This window comes from Bacillus sp. RSS_NA_20 (assembly GCF_020165915.1).
Taxonomy (GTDB): domain Bacteria; phylum Bacillota; class Bacilli; order Bacillales; family Bacillaceae; genus Bacillus; species Bacillus altitudinis.
Window position 1 is genome coordinate 2389791 of record NZ_JAIUKW010000005.1, and the last position, 21090, is coordinate 2410880.

General features: G+C 42.2%; 17 protein-coding genes. 10 read left to right on the top strand and 7 right to left on the bottom strand.

Going from position 1 to position 21090, the window contains the following annotated elements; translation table 11 throughout:
* The first annotated feature begins 153 nt into the window (after window positions 1–153).
* The 6 genes from LCD32_RS17940 (at window position 154) to LCD32_RS17965 (ending at window position 8580) form a co-directional block, all read left to right on the top strand.
* A complete protein-coding gene (locus LCD32_RS17940) occupies window positions 154–1419 on the top strand; it encodes an extracellular solute-binding protein (protein WP_035703994.1) in 1266 nt (421 codons plus the stop codon).
* A 145-nt stretch (window positions 1420–1564) separates the two neighbouring features.
* On the top strand, window positions 1565–2803 hold the full coding sequence (locus LCD32_RS17945; RefSeq protein WP_007497272.1) for a carbohydrate ABC transporter permease: 1239 nt from the start codon (window positions 1565–1567) through the stop codon (window positions 2801–2803).
* A gap of 1 nt (window position 2804) precedes the next feature.
* Entirely contained in the window at window positions 2805–3647 is an 843-nt protein-coding gene (locus LCD32_RS17950; protein WP_007497274.1) for a sugar ABC transporter permease, read from the top strand.
* 11 nt (window positions 3648–3658) lie between these two features.
* Window positions 3659–4867 (top strand): arabinogalactan endo-beta-1,4-galactanase, encoded by a 1209-nt coding sequence (locus tag LCD32_RS17955; protein ID WP_039962843.1) that lies wholly within the window; start codon window positions 3659–3661, stop codon window positions 4865–4867.
* Between the two features lie 23 nt (window positions 4868–4890).
* A complete protein-coding gene (locus tag LCD32_RS17960) occupies window positions 4891–6957 on the top strand; it encodes a beta-galactosidase (protein ID WP_224564400.1) in 2067 nt (688 codons plus the stop codon).
* A 294-nt stretch (window positions 6958–7251) separates the two neighbouring features.
* Complete coding sequence (locus LCD32_RS17965) at window positions 7252–8580, top strand: CitMHS family transporter (RefSeq protein WP_035703989.1); 1329 nt, start codon at window positions 7252–7254, stop codon at window positions 8578–8580.
* Window positions 8581–8624: 44 nt separating this feature from the next.
* On the opposite strand, the gene LCD32_RS17970 is transcribed toward LCD32_RS17965, so the two are convergent.
* The 7 genes from LCD32_RS17970 to LCD32_RS18000 form a co-directional block, all read right to left on the bottom strand.
* Complete coding sequence (locus LCD32_RS17970; RefSeq protein ID WP_007497283.1) at window positions 8625–9053, bottom strand: DUF4064 domain-containing protein; 429 nt, start codon at window positions 9051–9053, stop codon at window positions 8625–8627.
* A gap of 26 nt (window positions 9054–9079) precedes the next feature.
* The gene (locus LCD32_RS17975; RefSeq protein ID WP_035703987.1) at window positions 9080–10030 is read right to left on the bottom strand and encodes an ABC transporter permease; all 951 of its coding nucleotides are present in this window, start codon (window positions 10028–10030) and stop codon (window positions 9080–9082) included.
* Window positions 10027–10956: an ABC transporter ATP-binding protein gene (locus tag LCD32_RS17980; RefSeq protein WP_035390031.1), complete on the bottom strand. Its 930-nt coding sequence runs from the start codon at window positions 10954–10956 to the stop codon at window positions 10027–10029. Before LCD32_RS17980 ends, LCD32_RS17975 begins: the two co-directional genes overlap by 4 nt.
* 328 nt (window positions 10957–11284) lie before the next feature.
* Window positions 11285–11623, bottom strand: a complete 339-nt coding sequence (locus LCD32_RS17985; protein ID WP_017359922.1) for a zinc ribbon domain-containing protein YjdM — start codon at window positions 11621–11623, stop codon at window positions 11285–11287.
* A gap of 91 nt (window positions 11624–11714) precedes the next feature.
* Window positions 11715–12854: a glycerate kinase gene (locus LCD32_RS17990; protein WP_035703983.1), complete on the bottom strand. Its 1140-nt coding sequence runs from the start codon at window positions 12852–12854 to the stop codon at window positions 11715–11717.
* Between the two features lie 29 nt (window positions 12855–12883).
* A complete protein-coding gene (locus tag LCD32_RS17995; protein WP_035703981.1) occupies window positions 12884–14155 on the bottom strand; it encodes a GntP family permease in 1272 nt (423 codons plus the stop codon).
* Between the two features lie 117 nt (window positions 14156–14272).
* Window positions 14273–15385, bottom strand: coding sequence for a CdaR family transcriptional regulator (locus LCD32_RS18000; RefSeq protein WP_035703978.1), 1113 nt, complete (start codon window positions 15383–15385; stop codon window positions 14273–14275).
* A gap of 160 nt (window positions 15386–15545) precedes the next feature.
* Between LCD32_RS18000 and LCD32_RS18005 the strand changes: the two genes are divergently transcribed.
* The 4 genes from LCD32_RS18005 to LCD32_RS18020 all read left to right on the top strand — a co-directional run bounded on the left by LCD32_RS18005 (window position 15546) and on the right by LCD32_RS18020 (window position 20618).
* Window positions 15546–16196: a TetR/AcrR family transcriptional regulator gene (locus LCD32_RS18005; RefSeq protein ID WP_035703974.1), complete on the top strand. Its 651-nt coding sequence runs from the start codon at window positions 15546–15548 to the stop codon at window positions 16194–16196.
* 69 nt (window positions 16197–16265) lie between these two features.
* On the top strand, window positions 16266–17519 hold the full coding sequence (locus LCD32_RS18010) for an MFS transporter (protein WP_035703969.1): 1254 nt from the start codon (window positions 16266–16268) through the stop codon (window positions 17517–17519).
* Complete coding sequence (locus LCD32_RS18015; RefSeq protein WP_060781583.1) at window positions 17516–19843, top strand: FtsX-like permease family protein; 2328 nt, start codon at window positions 17516–17518, stop codon at window positions 19841–19843. Before LCD32_RS18010 ends, LCD32_RS18015 begins: the two co-directional genes overlap by 4 nt.
* 13 nt (window positions 19844–19856) lie before the next feature.
* Window positions 19857–20618, top strand: coding sequence for an ABC transporter ATP-binding protein (locus LCD32_RS18020; protein WP_060781584.1), 762 nt, complete (start codon window positions 19857–19859; stop codon window positions 20616–20618).
* Window positions 20619–21090 lie beyond the last annotated feature (472 nt).

Genomic DNA, 21090 nt, shown 5'->3' on the forward strand with positions numbered 1-21090 from the left:
TATATGGTGGGCTTCTTTTCTCTTTATTTCAGTAAAAAATTTTACTTAATAAATTTAATAAAATGTGTTTACTTTTTTTACTCAAGTTGATATTCTCACATTAAGAAAGCGTTTTCTTATCATCTGTGAAAAAAGAACGAGAGGGGATTACGAATGAAAAAGGGAAAATGGGCGACATTATCGGCAGTCGTTGGTACTGCTGTGCTGCTACTGTCAGCATGCGGACCAGGAGATGACAATTCAAGCGGTACACAGCCGGCATCTACAGGTACAAAGACCTTGCTAGTGTGGGAGGATGTCAAAAAGTCTGATGGGATTCAAGACGCTGTCAAAGAATTTGAAAAACAAAACGACGTGAAAGTCAAAGTAGTCGAAAAAGCATATGCCGACCAAATTGAAGCGCTTCGTCTTGATGGCGCAGCCGGCACTGGTCCAGATGTCATCACCATGCCTCACGACCAAATTGGATCAGCTGTCACAGAGGGATTGTTACAAGAAATCAAACCAGATGAAAAAGTGATCAATTCCTTCACAGACGAATCGATTCAATCACAAACGGTAGATGGTAAGCTGTATGGCCTGCCAAAATCCGTTGAAACCACTGTGCTTTTCTATAACAAAGACCTTGTGAAAAAGGCACCAACGACACTCGATGGCTGGTATGACCTTTCGAAAAAGCTGACAAAGGACGGGAAATACGGTTTTGTTGCGAAGTGGGATGAAATTTATTACGCACAAAGTGTATTAGGCGGTTCAGGCGGCTATATTTTCAAACAGAAAAACGATGGGTCTTATGACGTCAATGATATTGGTCTTAATAACGATGGTGCCATCGAAGGCGGAAAATACATTCAGACATTCTTTAGCGAAGGACTTTTCCCCAAAGGCATCATTGGTGAGCAAGGAATCAATGTCCTCAATTCCTTATTCACTGAGAAAAAGGCAGCGGCTGTGATTTCTGGTCCATGGTCATTTGGTCCTTATAAAGAAGCGGGTATCGACTATGGCGTGACAGAACTGCCAACACTCCCTAACGGAAAACATATGAGCTCGTTCTTAGGTGTAAAGAGCTACAACGTCTCCTCTTATTCTAAAAATAAAGAACTTGCCGAGAAATTTGTTGAGTTTATCACGAACGAAAAAAATTCGAAAAAGCGCTTTGAAGTCACAGAGGAAATTCCACCAGTGAAAAAGCTGATGAAAGACCCAGTGATTACTGAAAACGCAAATGCGGATGCTGTTTCAAAGCAAACGAAATATGCCACGCTGACACCGAACAATCCAGAAATGGCAGAGGTGTGGAAGCCGATTGACAGCGCATTAGGGCTGATTGCGACTGGCCGTACCGATGTGAAAAAGGCATTTGATGACGCGGTCAAACAAATCGACTCGCAAATTAAAGCGAATCACTCCAAATAAACATCAAGCGCAGGTAGCTGTTCATCTATCATGCTGCCTGCACTTGTTCTAATTTCATATGAAGTAGGTGTTAGACGTGACGGGTAACCTTGAACTAGACCGCACACACATAGTGGAATCAAAGACACACCGGAGACGGGCGCTAATGTTCTCTCTTATACCCGGGATGGGGCAAATATACAACAAACAGTATGGCAAAGGGGCACTCTTTTTCCTGTTTGGCGTTTCTTTTCTAGTAGTGTTTTATGATTTATTCAATATTGGCTTCTGGGGGCTGTTCACACTTGGTACAATGCTGCCTCGTGACAACTCTGTTTTCCTTTTAGCAAAAGGAATTATTGCACTTTTAACAGCTGGATTTGGCATCGGTTTTTATGTACTCATGATACGAGATGCATTTATGAACGGAAAGAAACGTGATCAAGGGGTTCCGCTTCATTCCATCCGTGCTCAATACCATCAGCTCATCGACCAAGGCTTTCCTTACTTAATGAGCACTCCTGCTTTCTTTTTACTTCTATTCTCTGTTGTCTTTCCTATTATGTTCAGCTTTGCGCTGGCCTTTACAAACTATGATTTATACCACTCGCCTCCTGCCAATCTCATTGATTGGGTAGGCATCAAAAACTTTCAAAATATCTTTTCAATCGATATTTGGAGAGACACATTCATTGATGTACTGGGCTGGACGGTCGTATGGACGTTGGCTGCATCGACCCTTCAATGTGCTGTCGGCATTTTCCTAGCGGTTCTGCTCAATCAAAAAGATTTAAAAGGAAAACGGTTTTTCAGAACGATTTTGATTCTGCCGTGGGCTGTTCCAGGATTTGTGACCATTTTGGTGTTTGCTGGATTGTTTAACGACACGTTTGGTGCGATCAACAATACCCTTTTTGCATCGATTGGAATTGATCCAAAACCATGGCTGACAGATCCATTTTGGAGCAAAATCGCTCTTATTGCGATGCAAACTTGGCTTGGTTTTCCTTTTGTGTTCATTATGACAACCGGTGTTTTGCAGGCCATTCCTGAAGATTTATACGAGGCTGCAACCATTGATGGGGCAAATTTCTTCCAGAAATTCCGTTCCATTACATTACCGCTTGTCCTCTATTCAATTGCACCTATATTAATCACGCAATATACGTTTAACTTTAACAACTTTAATATCATCTACCTATTTAATGGCGGAGGACCGCCTGTGGCTGGATCTACAGCGGGGGGCACAGACATCTTGGTGTCTTGGATTTACAAACTGACGATGCAGTCTTCTCAATATGCACTCGCTGCCGCTGTTACGATCTTACTGTCAATCTTCGTCATTGCCATTGCACTTTGGCAGTTTAAGAGAACGAATTCATTCAAAGAGGAGGACATGATGTGATATGGGATCAAAACAAAATAAGCTCATTCGCCTGAGTATCACTTATTTCATCCTTTTCATTGCCTCCGTTTGTATTCTATATCCACTCCTTTGGACGATCGGCGCTTCCTTTAATCCTGGGAACAGCCTGATGAGCACAAGCATGTTTCCGAAGAATCCAACGTTCAGCCACTTTACAGAACTCTTCTTCGGTCAGGGAGCACTTTATGCAAAATGGTATTGGAACTCAATGAAAATCAGTATTGCGACTATGCTCTTAACGTTGATACTTGTCAGCTTTACAGGTTATGCCTTTTCTAGGTTCCGATTCAAAGGACGCAAGAATGGACTGATGCTCTTTTTGCTGCTGCAAATGATTCCTCAATTTTCAGCGCTGATTGCCATTTTTGTATTGGCACAAATGCTTGGACTCATTAACAGCCACCTCGCATTGATTTTGATTTATGCAGGCGGACAAATTCCGATGAATACGTATTTAATGAAAGGCTATCTTGATGCGATTCCAAAGGATCTCGATGAATCAGCCAGAATGGATGGCGCAGGGCATTTCCGGATTTTCATCCAAATTATTATGCCGCTTGCCAAGCCGATTTTAGCCGTTGTTGCCATCAACTCATTTACAGGACCGCTGGGTGATTTCATCATCTCCAGTGTCATTGTCCGTTCACCCGAAATGTATACGCTCCCAATTGGTCTATACAATCTTGTATCAGACAAAATGGGTGCCAGCTACACGACCTTTGCAGCCGGGGCTTTACTCATTGCGATTCCAGTTGCTTTATTGTTTCTTGTTTTACAAAAACAATTTGTATCCGGCCTCACACAAGGCGGGACAAAAGGATAAGGGGAGATTTGATGAAGAAATGGTTGCTTGTCACTGTTGTCGTTTTCTTTCTGATGGGGTTAGGTATTCTGCCTGAAGCAAAGGCTGATACGATTTCGGTGAAACCGATCAATGGATTGCAAGGTGATTTCATCAAAGGAGCCGATATCTCCATGCTCGCAGAAGTGGAGCGAAGCGGCGGCAAATACTACAACCAAAACTGGCAGCAGGTTGATCCGCTCAAGCTATTAAAAGAGAAAGGTGTCAACTATGTGCGCATCAGACTCTGGAACCATCCATACGACAACCAAGGCCGTGCCTATAACGGGGGGACAAACGATTTAAATACCGCCATTGCTCTATCGAAACGTGCAAAAGCACAAAATATGAAAGTGCTCCTTGATTTTCACTACAGTGATTTCTGGACCGATCCCGGTAAACAGTTCAAACCGAAAGCTTGGACCAATCTCTCCCAAAGCGATTTAGAAAAAGCTGTTGGCACTTACACAAGCGATGTACTTAAAGCGATGAAAGCACAAAATGCCCTACCAAATATGGTACAGGTCGGGAATGAATTAAATTCAGGTATGCTTTGGCCGAACGGAAAGAGCTGGGGTGAAGGCGGCGGTGAATTTGACCGACTCGCTGCTTTGCTAAAAGCGGGGACAAATGCTGTCCGCTCTGTCGATTCAAACATCAAAGTCATGCTTCATCTTGCACATGGAGGGGACAATGGTGCATCTCGCTGGTGGTTTGATGAAATCACCAAACGAGGCGTTTCGTTCGATACGATCGGTTTATCTTACTACCCGTATTGGGACGGGGGATTTAGCGGTCTTACTAACAACATGAATGATATTAGCGCCCGCTATAACAAAGATGTCATCGTGGTAGAAACCGCCTACGGCTTTACAACAGCAAATGGTGACAACCTCGATAACTCATTTAACCAAGATTCAGTCAATACGGCCGGTTATCCAGCATCACCACAAGGGCAGGCATCTTTTATACGAGATCTATCAGAAAAAATTTCACAAGTAAAAAACAATCGCGGGAAAGGGTTCTTTTATTGGGAGCCGCTTTGGATTCCAGCAAAAGGTGCTCCGTGGTCTAGTCAATACGGGCTCGCTTATATTCAAACAACCGGCACAGTCGGGAATGCTTGGGAAAATCAGGCCATGTTTGATTTCAACGGAAAAGCCCTGCCTTCTCTTGATGTATTTAAACAAATGACACCGTAATTAAACAGATAGGACGTGACAAAATGGGAAAGCGTTACCCACTCGTTCACCCAAATGTGAAAGGCTTTTTGCATGGTGGCGACTATAATCCTGATCAATGGCTTCATATGCCGGAGATCATTGACGAAGATTTTCGATTAATGAAGCTTGCACACTGTCAAACATTCTCTATCAACATTTTCGCTTGGAGCAAGCTCGAGCCAAAAGAAGGGGAATATGATTTTGCCTGGCTGGATGATATCATGGACCGCTTGGCAGCGCAGGGGGCTCACGCCATTCTCGCCACGCCAAGCGGAGCAAGACCTGCTTGGCTCTCGCAAACATATCCAGAAGTCTTACGCGTTGAAGCAAACCGCCAGCGCAACTTACACGGACTTCGCCATAATCATTGCTTCACCTCACCGGTTTATCGAGAAAAAACGAATACACTCAATCGTTTGCTTGCTGAACGCTACAAGGACCATCCAGCGCTGATCATGTGGCACATTTCAAATGAATACGGCGGCGAATGTCATTGTGATCTTTGCCAAGAAGCATTTAGAGACTATTTGAAAGACAAATACAACCATGACCTTGAAGCTTTGAATCAAGCATGGTGGACGGGATTTTGGAGCCACACATATAGTGATTGGTCACAAATCGAGTCACCTGCACCGCACGGAGAGCACATGATTCACGGCATGAACCTAGACTGGAAGCGTTTTGTCACAGCGCAAACGATCAATTTTTATCAAAATGAAATTGAACCTCTGAGAGAATTAACACCTCATGTGCCAGTAACCACCAATTTTATGGGCGACTATCCGCATATGCGTCCATTCCTTGGACTGGATTATCATCAATTTGCAAAAGAAGTCGACGTGATCTCATGGGATAGCTATCCAGCATGGCATAGCGGCAGAGAAACCACTGCAGAATTAGCGTCAAACGTCGCCTTCGTTCACGATTTGTATCGTTCATTAAAGGGCGGTCAGCCGTTTCTTGTGATGGAAAGCACACCAAGCCTCGTGAACTGGCATGAAGTGAATAAGGTGAAGCATAAAGGAATGGCACACCTCTCTGCCATGCAGGCGATTGCCCACGGGTCCGACTCCGTCCTTTATTTCCAGTGGAGACAAGGCCGGGGCGCCTCTGAAAAATTCCACGGCGCTGTTGTGGATCATTCAGGACATGAACACACGCGTGTGTTTCAAGAAGTCGCTGATTTAGGAAAACAGCTGGAGCAGCTTCAACCGATTGCGGGTACATCCGTTCAACCAGAAGTCGCCATCATATATGATTGGGAAAACCATTGGGCAATTGATGATGCGCAAGGCTTAAATAATACCAACAAACGCTATGTAGAGGCTTGCCAAACTCACTATCGCAGTTTCTGGAAAAAGGGCATCCCTGTTGATATTGTCGGGATGGAAAAGGATTTCTCATCCTATCGAGTGCTTGTGGGACCAATGCTTTACATGATCAAACCAGGTGTGGCAGAAAAGATCGAAGCATTTGTCAAAGAGGGCGGCATTTTTGTGGCAACGTACTGGAGCGGCATGGTCGATGAAAACGACCTCTGTTTCCTTGGTGGTTTCCCCGGTCCTCTCCGTCATGTACTTGGTATTTGGGCAGAGGAAATCAACACATTGATGCCAGATGAACACGTCTTAATGACCACAGGAAATGGTCGCACTTATCATGTCGGGCAATATTGCGAGTCCATTCATCCTGAAACAGCCTCTGTGTTAGGGCATTTTGAGAATGGCTGCTATGAAGGACAGCCCGCCCTTACTGTCCGTCCATTTGGCAAAGGGAAAGCATACTATATGGCTTCTGAAAATGAGCAGGCGTTTTATGATGATTTTTACGAAGATCTCATCACAGGAATAGGGATAAAACCGATCCTATCCTCTTCAATTCCAGAGGGCGTCAGTGTCCAGAAACGAACAGATGGATCGCAGGACTTTGTGTTTATGATGAATTTTACAGAACAGCAACAGAACATTTCACTAGATTCAGCGGAAAGCTATGAAAATATGCTGACTGGACAGCATACATCTCAACGGTTACAACTGAATCCTTACGAATATGTTATTTTGAAAAAATAGTGTGAAAGAAGCGTCCATCCAAAGGGCGCTTTTTACTTTTTGTTGAATCTAAATACCTGTATATTTTCTCCCGATAGTAGATTATAAATAGAAGTATTATTTTTTATCTAAATTTTTTGACATATTAAACACCACACCCTGATTGGCCCCGCCATCCTTTTTTACCATTGTATAGGTATGAAAGCGGTTGCCTAATACTCATATTTTTGATACTCTTTTTTTCAATGCAAATGTGGGATTGCATTGGTAAAAAAACAAACAAATGTAAACGGTTTATTGTAGGGGGAGGGGCTTATGTTAACGTTTGTTGGATTGTTGATTATTTTAACGATTGTTGTTTTGCTGATTTGGGGGAAAGCAAGTCCAATTGTCGCCATGGTCATGGTGCCTTTAATAGGGGCGCTCATCGCAGGATTTGGTATCAATGACATTCAAACTTTCTTTGAACAAGGGATTATCAAAGTATTGCCAGTGGCGACCATGTTCATCTTCGCCATTTTATTTTTTGGCATTTTACAAGATACAGGGTTCTTTGAACCTGTAATTAAAGCGTTAATCAAGCTGACAAAAGGGAATGTTGTCACAGTTGCGATGGGAACTGCCTTGATTGGAGTCATCGCACACTTAGACGGAGCAGGCGCTACAACCTTTTTATTAACTGTACCTGCACTGCTTCCACTTTATAAAAAATTACATATGAGTCCTTACTTACTGCTATTGTTAATCGGGACAAGTGCTGGATTAACCAATATGGTGCCTTGGGCCGGCCCCACAGGACGGGCAGCGAGTGTCCTTAATATGGACCCATCTGAACTGTGGGTACCGCTCATTCCAATTCAGTTGATCGGGGTCGTGCTCATATTAGGAATGGCATTCATTTTAGGAAAAAGAGAAGAAAAACGAATTCGGGTGAAAGTTGCAGCAAATGAAGTAGCTGCGGTTCAATTAGAAGGCGCTGATTGGGATCGTGCCATTCAATCAATCAGCGAAACAGGCGATGCGTCTTTAAAGCGTTATCACTTAATCTGGGTCAACTTCATTCTATTTTTAGCTGTTGTTGTCCTTCTCGTGCTGAACGTGATTCCTGCTAGTTATATGTTTATGATTGGTCTTTCACTAGCACTTTTGGTGAACTATCCGAATGTGAATGTACAAATGGAGCGAATTAAGGCACATGCTCCAAGTGCACTAATGATGGCGGCTGTTATTTTCTCCGCAGGTTCTTTTTTAGGGATTCTTGAAGGAACGGGCATGCTGAAGGCGATTGCAGTGGACAGTATTCACATTTTGCCAGCTTTCTTACTGCCATTTTTACATATCATTGTGGGGATATTTGGGGTTCCGCTTGATATGCTGACAAGTACGGATGCCTATTATTATGCACTCTTGCCGATTGTCGAATCGATTACATCAGAGGTTGGTGTGTCAGGGACATCTGCGGCATACGCCATGATGATTGGAAATATCATCGGCACCTTTGTCAGCCCCCTTGCACCTGCTGTATGGCTTGCCATCGGTCTTGCAGGGGTCGATATGGGGAAACATATCCGCTACTCCTTCTTTTGGATGTGGGGGTTCAGTATCGTTTTACTCATCATCGCCAAACTGATTGGCATCATATAAAAAGAAAGACATGCGCAAACCAGCGCATGTCTTTTTCTTTTGAATTATGAAGGATATTCACTCGTGTGAATGTCTGTTTTCGGTTTTCTAATCAGTGACATCAATCCAACGATTAGCAACAAGATCATCGGAACGAAAGCAAGACCAACAGTTCCAATTAAAAGAGTCACAGCGGAAACCAAGAAAAGAATACCAGAAAGCACGGCACGGCGGTCTGTTTTCAAAACAATCACACCAACAAGGGCTAAAACAGCCGCAATTGCGGAAACAACCATAAACTGAACGCCAAAGGCATGAACCGATGCCTCGAGTGTTTCAACTGGCAAGGCGCTGCCTTCCTCTTGTAAAATTTCATTCATTTCTTCATAAAATGCTGGGTCCACAGAGAGCATCAATGCCCCAAAACCAACACCAATTACGTTGAGGACAATACTGATAATCCCCATAATTTTTTCACCTTTACGCTTAATCATTGATAGAAACCTCCTAAAAAGTTAAATTAACCTGTTTTTACTTCTCGCTTTTGGAAGACGATTAAAGCAACCGCCAAGAAGATGGCCCAATAAATGACTAGGACCGTTAGTGAGAAACCTAGGGACATGCCTTCGATAACAGTAACCTGTTCCATAAAGTATTGGGATGGATCATTTGCGAATAACAAATATTTTGTCCAATCAAAGAAGAGCATTAAAATACCTGTAATCGTTCCACCTACAATATAAGCTAACACACTAATGGCAATGGAGATAGCTTCACTTCTGAAAATTGTTGATATAGCGAACGAAAGTGTCCCTAACACAACAAACATTGCGCAATTAGCTAAATAATAAAAAACCATATTGGCAAACTGCGAACGTTCAATCACTTCACCATTTTGATAGATCACACTCACATAATCAGTATTGAGTCCGAAGAAAATGGCACCCAATATAAATGACAAGATAAACAGCACCACCACCAGTAGAAGAGCATACAGTTGCACCGTAATATATTTAGATATTAAGATTTTTAGTCTTGATGGTGGGCGAATCAATAATAATTTAATTGTACCATGCTTGTATTCAGCCGAGACAATGGTGGAAGCGATAATGATCACAAACACACCTACAAGCTGAAGTAAACTGGCGTTTGTTTTCACATAGTCCCATACACTGTCGCTAAACTGATCAGCTGGCGGCAAGTTATGCTTAATTCGATAATCATTAATAGCGATCTCTTTTTCAAGGTTTCTTTTAAAGTAACCATTTTCTATTTCTTTGAGTTCCTTCTTGTTCTCAGTATTCATCATCTCTAGCTGGGCTTTCCATGCTCCAGATGATTGATCTTCGTCGTTTGTTTTAAGTGCAAAAATCAACGTCGCAATCATACCTAAAACAAGAAGCCCAACCATAATCCAAGTACCCACACGATAACTGATTTTCATCCACTCGTTTTGAATGAGGCGAATCATACGTCTGCCTCCTTTTTACCTGTTAAGCTTAAGAACTTATCTTCTAAGGTTTGTTTTTCTATTTTGATTTCGTACAAATGAATAGAAGCCTCGCTCAAATGACGAATCAATTGTGGCATTTTCTCTTCTAGGATGGAGAAGAATAAGTACTGCTCCTCTTCTCTAACTGTGATGCCTTCCTCAAATGCTTTAATGAGCTTTTGAGTTTCTTCTAGCTCACTTGATGCTACTTTCATACGATAGTTGACCAAATCATCCTGCTTCGTCTCTGCACGCTGATCCTCAATCGCAATCAGCTTTCCTTTTTGGATAATGGCGAAACGATCACACATCAATTCCATTTCTGACATGAGGTGACTTGAAACAATGACAGCAAGCCCTTCTTCCTTTGCCAGCCTTCTCAAGTAATCTCGTATCATACGAATTCCCTCTGGATCTAGTCCATTGGTCGGCTCATCTAAGATTAGCAGTTTCGGTTTATGTATCAATGCCTGAGCAATCCCCAAACGCTGCTTCATTCCTAATGAAAACGTACGGACACGCTTATGTTTCACATGCTGCAAACTAACTAGTTCTAGCAGTTCATCAATTCGACCTTCATCCACTTTTCCATTCATTCTGGCAAAATGAACAAGGTTTTGTCTTGCCGTTAAATGATTATACATTTCTGGATTTTCAATAATTGCACCGACATCTTGGATGGCATGCTGATATGAGGTTTGAATACTATGACCATTAATCAGAATGTCACCGGATGTAATGGGAGAAAGACCGACCATCATGCGAATGGTTGTCGTTTTTCCTGCGCCATTCGGTCCTAAGAAGCCAAAGACTTCGCCCGCTTGGACAGAGAAACTCAAGTCTTGAACAATCTTTTTCCCGCGAATATGCCTAGATACATGTTGCAGTTCTAAAACGTTCGTCACGTTACCTCTCCTTCTTTGTCTAAGTATCATCTATCATCTATTTCCTGATAAACACCATGATCCGTCAAAAATAGAAGAACACTTCCATATGGTACAGCAATGCCCAAAAGTTGTGAAGGGGATTAGGCAAAATTTAGAGAATCATCTGCCTTTTTTAAGGTAGAGTTAAGAAAAGCGTGAATTTTTATAAGAAAAGAGGCTTGATTTTTTAAAAAAAGAATGATTTTCAATAGGTACATATGTATGAAATGATGTTTAAGATTATACCTTTCACCTATAAATATCGAAATAAAAAAGAGGCTGATGATCGACAGCCTCTTTTCATATATTATACTTTCTTCACAAACTCCGATTTTAACTTCATCGCGCCAAAGCTAGGAATTTTACAATCAATGTTATGATCGCCTTCGACTAAACGAATCCCTTTGACCTTCGTCCCTATTTTTAAAACCGAAGAAGAACCTTTGACTTTTAAATCTTTAATCACAGTGACCGTGTCACCATCACTTAATAGATTTCCATTCGCATCTTTGACAACAAGCTGCTCCTCTGCCGCTTGTTCTTGTTCTAGCGACCATTCATGCGCACATTCTGGACAAATAAGCATGCTGCCATCCTCGTATGTATAGGTTGAACTGCACGATGGACAATTCGGTAGATTAGACATTTGTGTTTCCTCCAACTTTTTTTCATTTAGAACCATTTTACCACATTTCTATAGAAAGGAATGTGATAGAAAAGGAAACATTTTTCATCATTTACTTATCTCTTCCAAATGTTATGACAGCCGCAATATTCCTTGCTGTTCTCTCTACATGCACACTAGCATCATGCATGGCTTCAGCCAGAGTCGTGATGCCTGGGACAATACTAAAAAGTGCATCAATGCCATGATCATGTACGACTGCACTGTCTTTTGAGAGGGACCCAGCGATGCCAATGACAGGGAGTCCATATTGTTTCGCAGCTTTGGCTACACCGATCGGCGTTTTGCCGTAAATGGTCTGCTGATCAATCCGCCCTTCCCCTGTAATGACTAGGTCAGCGTCCTTGAGTACGTCAGCAAAATGTACGGCTTTCAGTACAATATCAATTCCCTTTTGCAGATCAGCCTGTAAAAAGCCTAATAAACTCGCGCCGAGTCCTCCTGCCGCTCCTGCACCTGCCGCATCCCCAAAGGAGACATGAAGCTGCTGCTTAGCCACTTGTGCAAAATGAGATAAATTCTTGTCCAACAGTTGAACCATTTCTGTATCTGCTCCCTTTTGAGGACCGAACACAGCAGACGCTCCTCTTTCACCAGTTAAAGGATTATCCACATCACACGCCACTTCCAGACGGACTGATCGCAATCTTGGATCCAGTCGAGATAGATCAATAGAAGCTAATTGATTCAGTGATCCACCGCCCGGCGTGAGGTCTTGGCCTGCTTTATCGAGAAAAGAAGCACCTAAACCTTGCATCATGCCAACGCCACCATCATTTGTTGCGCTTCCGCCAAGCCCAATGATTAAATGCTTCGCTCCTTTATCCAGCGCTGCAAGCATTAATTCTCCTGTCCCTCTAGACGTTGTGAATAAGGGGTTCCGTTTTTCTGGCGGGACAAGATGTAATCCTGATGCTGCTGCCATCTCTATGACAGCTGTCTGCCCATCTCCCAACATACCAAAAAAGGCATCCACAGGTTTGTCAAGCGGACCTGTGACCACTTGCTGGACAATGGTTCCGCCTGTCGCATCCACTAACGATTGAACTGTGCCTTCTCCTCCATCTGCCATTGGGATTTTCATATATTCTGCATATGGCAAAATAGAGCGAAATCCTCGTTCGATGGCACATGCTGTCTCATAAGCAGATAAACTTTCTTTAAATGAATCTGGTGCGATCACAATTTTCATCCAAAAACCCCTCGTTTCTCATTAAGTCCTCAGCCGAACAGCTGGAAAATACCAAAGATAATGGTCGATACCACAGTTAATGTCAAACCAATTAACGATTCAAAGGGCATTAATTTCAACCGTTCTTTTATATCCATTTGAACACTTCCCGCCGTTGCATGGAAAAAGCTTCCGTGCGGCATATGATCGAGAACAGTTGCGCCAGCGTGAATCATAGCTGCGCCTGAAAGGGCAGATACACCAAGACCAATAAGAGTTCCGCTAAATACACCACTTGCAACTGCCGTCCCTGCAGTTGTCGAAGCTGTGGCTGCCGACATAAAAATTCCAGACGTTGGTGCAAGCAAGTAAGGAGGTAATCCCGAAGCGTCAAGCGCCTGAATAAATACCTCTTTCATGGAAGAATTCGATACAATTCCAGCTAATGTGCCTGTCCCTAGTAACATGATCGCTACACCTGACATTTTATGCAGCCCTGACATCGCATAATCATTGAGAAACTTCCCTTTTTTCATGAAAAGAGCGCCAACAATTCCTCCTATTGGTAAGGCAATCATTGGATCAATATTTATTTGAAACAACGGTCTTAAGGCTAACAAGAGAATGGTCACAAGCGGGCCTATAAGCGCTTGTAGAAAACCAGGTACTTGAACCTCGCCTTGGTCAGCTCCCTCTTCCAGAACAGGTGTCCCTTTATTCGCAAGCTTTTTGGCTAATACATATGTGACGGCTATCCCGAAAATAGCCGGTATGACACCTGCCGCCATCAGGGAAGTAAGCGGTACACCAAAGGCATCAGAGGCTGCAATGGCATTCGGATTCGGTGACATGATATTCCCCGCCTTCCCTCCTCCAATCATCGCAAGTAAAATCCCCGTTTTAGAAAGTTTTGCACGCTTGGCAATGGCAAGTGCGATTGGTGCTACTGTAATGACTGCTACATCTACAAAAACACCCACCGTTGTTAAAATCATTGTTGCAAGTGCGAGTGCTAAAAGTGCCCTCGCCTCTCCAAGTTTTTTCACGATGGCCTCCGCAATAGATAACGCTGCACCCGACTCAATTAAAACCCCTGCCAGTACACCTGCCGCCATGATTCGAAGAACAGCCGGAATCATGTCCTTTGCGCCTTCCATCATGACGTTCACGGTCTGCACAACATCTACACCGCCAACCAAACCGCCAATAAATGCGCCTGCCAGCATGCCATAAGCAGGTGATACTTTTTTTAGAATGAGAACAATAGCGATCACAAGCGCAGTCAATGCGCCCAATGTACTTACTGTCACATCTCCACCCATACTCCATCCCTCCTGATTGTCTTTTCTTAATTGTAAGCGTTTACCCATTGGGATCGAGTTGTGAATCTAGATGAACTTCTTTTATTTATTTCTTTATCCAGTTGTGCAAATGCACAATTAAGACAGTTGATGGTCCAATTGTGCTATGTACAGCTCCATCAACTGTTTCACATGACGAGGATCTTTTCCGGTCAATGCCTGGATTTTATCTAAACGATATCGCAGTGTATTGCGGTGAATAAATAGACGATCAACGATTCTTTGTAAGTCCCCGCCCTCTTCAATGTAAACCTTTAACGTTTGAACGAGTTCCGTTTCTTGTATCAGCGGATGATAAAAATCACTCCACCGTTTGCCCTCTTTGGCGGCTCTCGCTTTTATAAACAAGCTTTCAAGCTGATAAGATTCAAAGACATATATGCTTTCCTCTGGATGGAGCACCTTTCCTAACCGCAGGGCCTCTCTCGCATGCTGAAAGGACAACGGTAATTGACTCATATCCTCAGCGACAGTTCCTACACCCACGAGCACTTGTCCATCAACTGCACCTGCCATTGTTTGTTGTAGCTGTTTCATCACATGCTTGAATTGATGGTCACATATCGGCTGTCTTAACAGGATCAATTCATGACGGAAGGTCATGCCTAGTAAATCATCCGCATTCTTATCGTATTGAATGGCATGCATCATTTTGTGTACCGTATCCTCGGACGATGGAATCGGCTGAAAAACAATAGCCATTCGCCGCTTGTCTAAATCCATTCCAAGCCAGTCAGCACGGTGCTTCAGCTGATGATCACCCATGTCAGACTCGGAGATGAGCTGATTCACAATTTCACTCTCTATTCGCTGCCGCCACTGGAAGCGTTCAAGTAGAAAAGACTGCTCTAATACGAGCTCAGCTGCCATTTTCACCAGCTCGGCATGATGACGAATATCCCCTGGCTCACCCGTAATCCCAATGACACCAACAACTTGTTCGCGAAAGCAAATAGGCAGATTGATTCCAGGTCTCACGCCTTTTAAGCGGTGGGATGTCTCCTGATCAATCTCCACACTATCTCCGCTTGACAGCACTAGACGTGCTCCATCATGTTTTTGTCCAATCCTTTTTCGTTCACCAGACCCAATAATGACACCATCCGCATTCATGACATTGATGTTTTGATGTAAAATATGCATCGTACGTTCAACCATCTCTTGCGCCAATTCACTGGTTAAAAATTGCATTCAGCATCTCTCCTGAAGGGGTTTTCATTCAATGTATCATAGTGTCATTGCACAATAAATGCAAAGCTGAAAAAAACAGCCGTTGACAAAGATACGCCAAAAAGTGTTTAATCAAATCAAGGGACCGACCGACAGTCTAGTCAAAAGAAAGGATGGCTTTATGAGAACCGTTAAACATCCTGAGGAACGCAAAAATGACATCTTAAATGCAGCAGAGAAGCTTTTTTCAACCAAAGGCTATCAGCAAACCACAATTATTGACATCCTCAAAGCCGTTGGCATTGCAAAAGGCACATTCTATTATTACTTTACTTCCAAAGAAGAAGTGATGGATGCAATCATTGACCGGATCATAAAAGCAGATATCATCGAGGCAAAGCGTATTGCCGCTGATCCAGATATCTCAGTGGTTGATAAATTATTTCGCATCATCATGGCACAATCTCCTAAACAGGGCAGCCATAAAGAAGGCATGATCGAACAATTTCATCAGCCTGCTAATGCAGAGATGCATCAAAAAAGCTTGATCAAAGCCATTACAGAGCTATCACCCGTTTTAGCAGAAGTCATTCAGCAAGGGGTAGAAGAAGGGATATTTCAAACGGATTACCCGCAAGAAACTGTCGAATTTCTCCTCGCTTCTGCTCAGGTTATCTTTGATGAGGGACTTTTCCAATGGACCGCAGCGGAAAGCATACAACGAGCTCTAGCATTTATCGCAATCCTTGAAGCCTCATTACATGCAGAAAAGGGAAGTTTCTCCTTCCTTCTCCAACGTTTAACTGGAGAACCGGAAGACAATAATCAGTGATTGGTCACTTCAATACCAATCCTGCATACATTATAGACTGACGGTCGGTCTAAAAGGAGAGTGATTTTCATGTCGTTATCAGCCAAAAATGGCTCCACCCATTTTATCTATCTCGTTCTCGGGCAAATTATTTCCGTTTTCGGGTCTTCCTTGATTCGTTTTGTTCTATCTTTACACGTCTTGGATATGACACATCGTGTTGATTTATATGCTCTGCTTTTCGCTTTATCCAATATCCCGCTCCTCCTTTCGCCATTAGCAGGAGCAATTGCTGACCGGTTTAACAGAAGAAATTTGATGATTTTATTTGATGTTCTTACTGGCATTATGATTCTGGCTTTTTATTTCTGGTTATTTTCAGGTCATGATTCACTTTATATGATTGGAGCCGTCATGATTCTCCTTGGTGTCATGAGTACGTTTTATGCTCCTGCTGTGATGTCCAGTATTCCTCAGCTAGTGAAAGAAGACAAATTAGAACAAGCGAATGGCATCGTGAATGGCGTGCAGGCCCTTTCAGGTGTTGTCGCTCCTATCATTGGCGGCGTTTTATACGGACTCATTGGGAGCCAGGTCATCATAGGCGCTAGCAGCATTGTATTTTTTCTATCAGCATGCATGCTTTTACGGTTAAATATCTCTTTCTCACCTAGCCCACTCGCAGAACCGATGACCAAAGTACTCTTGAAAGATATGAAACAAGGATTTTCCTATATCGGAAGCCAGCCATTTTTAAAAAGAGCCATGCTGCTTGCAGCGCTGCTAAATTTCATCCTCACACCATTTTTTATCGTTGGAGGTCCCATTATTTTAAGGGTCACAATGAAAAGCAGTGACATCATGTACGGAATAGGAATGGGTATCATTGAGTTTGCCGTCATCGCAGGCGCCCTGCTAGTTGGGCTTGTAGCGAAACATTGGCGCATTCCTACTTTGTATCGCTGGCTGCTCGTCATCGCAGTCATTTTGCTGCCTGTTGCTTTTTCAACATCCAAGATGGCTCTTCAATTTGGTACATTTCCAGCCTATTTTCTCTTTTTAGCAGGGTGTCTCCCAATTGCCATGCTGCTCACCATGATTTCGATCGTTGTCATCTCACATGTGCAAAAGAAAACACCCAATGCTCAATTAGGAAAAGTCATGGCCAATCTGACAATGGTCTCTCAATGTGCTGCACCGCTCGGTCAAATGATGTACGGGTTCTTGTTCAACACTTTTTCCGCCAGCATGTATGTGACCGTGTTAATCGTCAGTGCCTTGATGTTTGCACTTGCCTTCCTTACAAAAAATATGCTTCGACATGAAGGAGAATCAGCCTCATGAGATTGACGTTTATCAAGAAAGACCTAACCCGCCACCGTCTCATTTCAATCGGCTTAACCCTTTGCATCATGATGACATCATTTTTAGCAACAAGCGCTGCGCAAATGACGGTCCAGCTGAATGGTTCCATTTCTGATCTACTCCAATCAGCCAAAGCACCAGACTTTGTCCAAATGCACGATGGCAGCTTAGATGAAAAAGCGGTCGATATATTTTCAAGTAAACAGTCGATGGTAAAGGCACATCAAATTGTTCCAATGATTCCGATCGAACACGTCAGCATCAAGTTCGGGCAGGAGCCTGCTCAAGCGGGTGTGATGGATCATTTATTTGTAAAACAAAATCGCTATTTTGATTTTCTTTTAAACGAACGAAATGAAAAGCTCACTGTCAATAAAGGAGAAGTAGCAGTCCCTATTTATTTTCAACAAAAATACCATTTAAAGATTGGCGAAAGGTTACTCATTACAAAAGGCTCTCATCAATTCTCTTTTCAAATCAAAACGTTCTTACGAGATGCCCAAATGAATCCAAGTCTTGTCAGTTCAAAGAGATTTCTTCTGCATGATGCGGACTGGGCGACACTGAATCAAGTGTTTCAAAAAAAGGAGTACTTAATTGAATTCTTATTGCATGATGCTAGTCAAGCAGATGCTTTTCAATCACTCTATCAATCATCTGAGCTGCCACAACAAGGGCCTGCTGTCACATTACCCCTGCTTCACATGCTGAATGCCCTAACAGATGGTATGGTGATCGCCATTCTCCTTCTTGTCTGCTTTCTGCTCATTAGCATTTCCCTCCTCTCTCTTCGTCTCGCTATGACGGCCGCTATAGAAGAGGATGAACGTGAAATTGGAATCTTAAAAGTGCTAGGAATTCCTTTATCAAAAATCAAAAAATTATACGTTGGGAAGTATGCTGTGCTTGCCTGTATAGGGTGTATAGCAGGATATTTGATGACACTCATGTTTGGTGATTTGTTTACAACCAATATTCAGCAATATATGGGGAATCGCCTCTCTTTTATTCATCAGGTGATCCCGCTTTTGGTATCAATTTTGACGGCAATGATCGTCATCTCATTCAGCTATACTGTCCTAAGAAGATTTGGTCAAATATCAGCAGCTCAAGCCATTCAAGGCGGCATAAGCTCACCAAGCCATAAAAAACAAATTCCTATGCACCTCCAGAAAAACAGATTCCTCCCAGTCAATTTTTGGTTTGGTTTGAAAGATCTGTTCTCGCGAATAAAGATGTATTCAACAATTACCTGTATTATTGCGCTTTGTACATTTTTAATGTTAATGCCGATTCAGTTATGGTACACATTACAATCACCAGATTTCGTCACATATCTTGGCTCAGGAAAAAGTGACCTTCGAATTGATATTCGGCAGGGAAATCATTTAGAGAAAAGTACAAATAAAATAGAGTCTATGATTAGCGTAGACCAAGACATTCAAACATTTGCCGTCTATGAAACAACTTCTCTACAAGCCAAAACAATGGAGAATACACTAGAAACGCTCTATTTAGAAACAGGTGATCTATCAGCATTCCCTCTCACCTATTTACAAGGAAGGGAACCGTTGAAGGAGGAAGAGATTGCTTTATCGGTGTTAAGTGCTGACTCACTTCAGAAAAAGATAGGCGAAAAAGTCACTCTCGCCACAAATGGACAGCAAGTTCAAAAAATGGTTACCGGCATTTATCAAGACGTCACTAACGGAGGGAAAACAGCTAAATCATTATCTCAGCCTTTTCCTCATTCATCCCTTTGGAAAACCATTCAAATACAATTAAAACAAGGAATAGATATGGCAGGGAAAAAAGCAGCACTTGAAACAAATATGTCTCCTGCAAAAGTGACGGATATGAAAGAATATGTGCATCAAACAATAGGAAGCACCGCATCTCTAGTAAAAGTGATTGCATTATTTTCAACCATCGCAGCTTTTGGAACAGCCAGCCTCATGTTAATGATGTTTCTGCACATGTTAAGGGCGAAAGATTTAAATCGTACTCACTTGTTAAGGACGATTGGTTTTTCTCAAAAAGATTTAACCTATCAATACTTAACAAGTTTTATCGTCGTTCTCTCTATTGGTGCCTTCATTGGAGCAATCGCTGTTCATACTATTGGTCCGGCGTTGATGAGTGCAGGCGGCGCATCATTAGGAGCATCCAGCCTTCAGTGGTTAGCCCCGAAATGGGTTTGGATTGTGTATCCTCTCCTGCTGTTTATAGTGAATTTAACTGTCATCTCGTGGTTATTGAAGTCCTTTTTTTCTAGTAAAATCAGTCGTCATACTCTTTCATAAGGAGATGTTTCACATGGAACAATTAATTGAAGCGAAACAATTGTCTTTACAAATTGATTCATTTAAAGGACAAAAACAGACCATTCTTAGAAATATTCACTTAACCATTAAACGTGGAGAATTTGTCACCATTATGGGACCTTCAGGGTGCGGAAAAACCTCTTTGCTTTATCAACTTAGCTGTATAGAGACATCCTCCAGAGGAGAAATCAAATATAAAGGTCAACTGCTATCAGAAATGACAGACAAACAGTTAACAGCTTTGCGCTTATCAGAGATGGGATTCGTCTTTCAACACAGCCACTTACTAAAAAACCTCAATCTATTTGATAACATCATTGCTGCAGCTTACTTAGCGAAGAAAATGCCGAGAAAAGAAGTCAATGAACGAGCAAAATATCTAATGGAGAAACTTGATATTGATCATTTAGCTGATAGATATTTATCAGAAGTATCAGGAGGACAGCTCCAAAGAGCCTCTATCTGTCGAGCTCTTATGAATGAACCAAACATTCTTTTTGCCGATGAGCCCACAGGTGCTCTTAATTCAAGCACCACAAAGGAAGTCATGGATATTTTTTCACAAATCAATTCTGAAGGAACAACTTTGCTTCTCGTCACCCATGATCCAAAAGTGGCCCTTTGCTCTGAAAGAATTTTATTTATGAATGACGGTGAAATTTCAGCCCATTTAAATTTAGGAAAATACGATCGCTTCACCGCTGAGAAACGAGAGGCCTTGTTAAACAAGTGGTTACAAAACTTAGGGTTTTAATTGGTGTCAAACAGGCAGAAAGCTGCCTGTTTTATTTTTTCTTACACTCAAAGGAGTAATCCATAGTCATACTATTTGTTTCTAGTATGATTTTGCCGTCTTCTTGTTGACAAGATTCTGTCAGCAACTCAATTTCTTTGCTATAAAAGTATCTCTTTGAGATATAAAGAGTGACTAAAACAAGTAAAAGCGTCGTCATCACAATTGTCATTTGCCAGTTTAACATTTGAAATCTTTTTTTCATTTCAACATCCTTTCTGAAAGGTCAACACTTGTCTCGGATATTCACCTTTCTCAGTAACTTCCAGTTTCTTTTCCAAAATCATCTAGCAACATCATAACTGATTTTCCCTTCTAGATCGACCTTTCATTGTTCTTTTCTCATAGCTAAAATAGCTTTATTTCATATATTCAGATGGTATTTTCGACCATAAACTTAAAACTAATAGTATCTATCACGTTTTTAGACTTC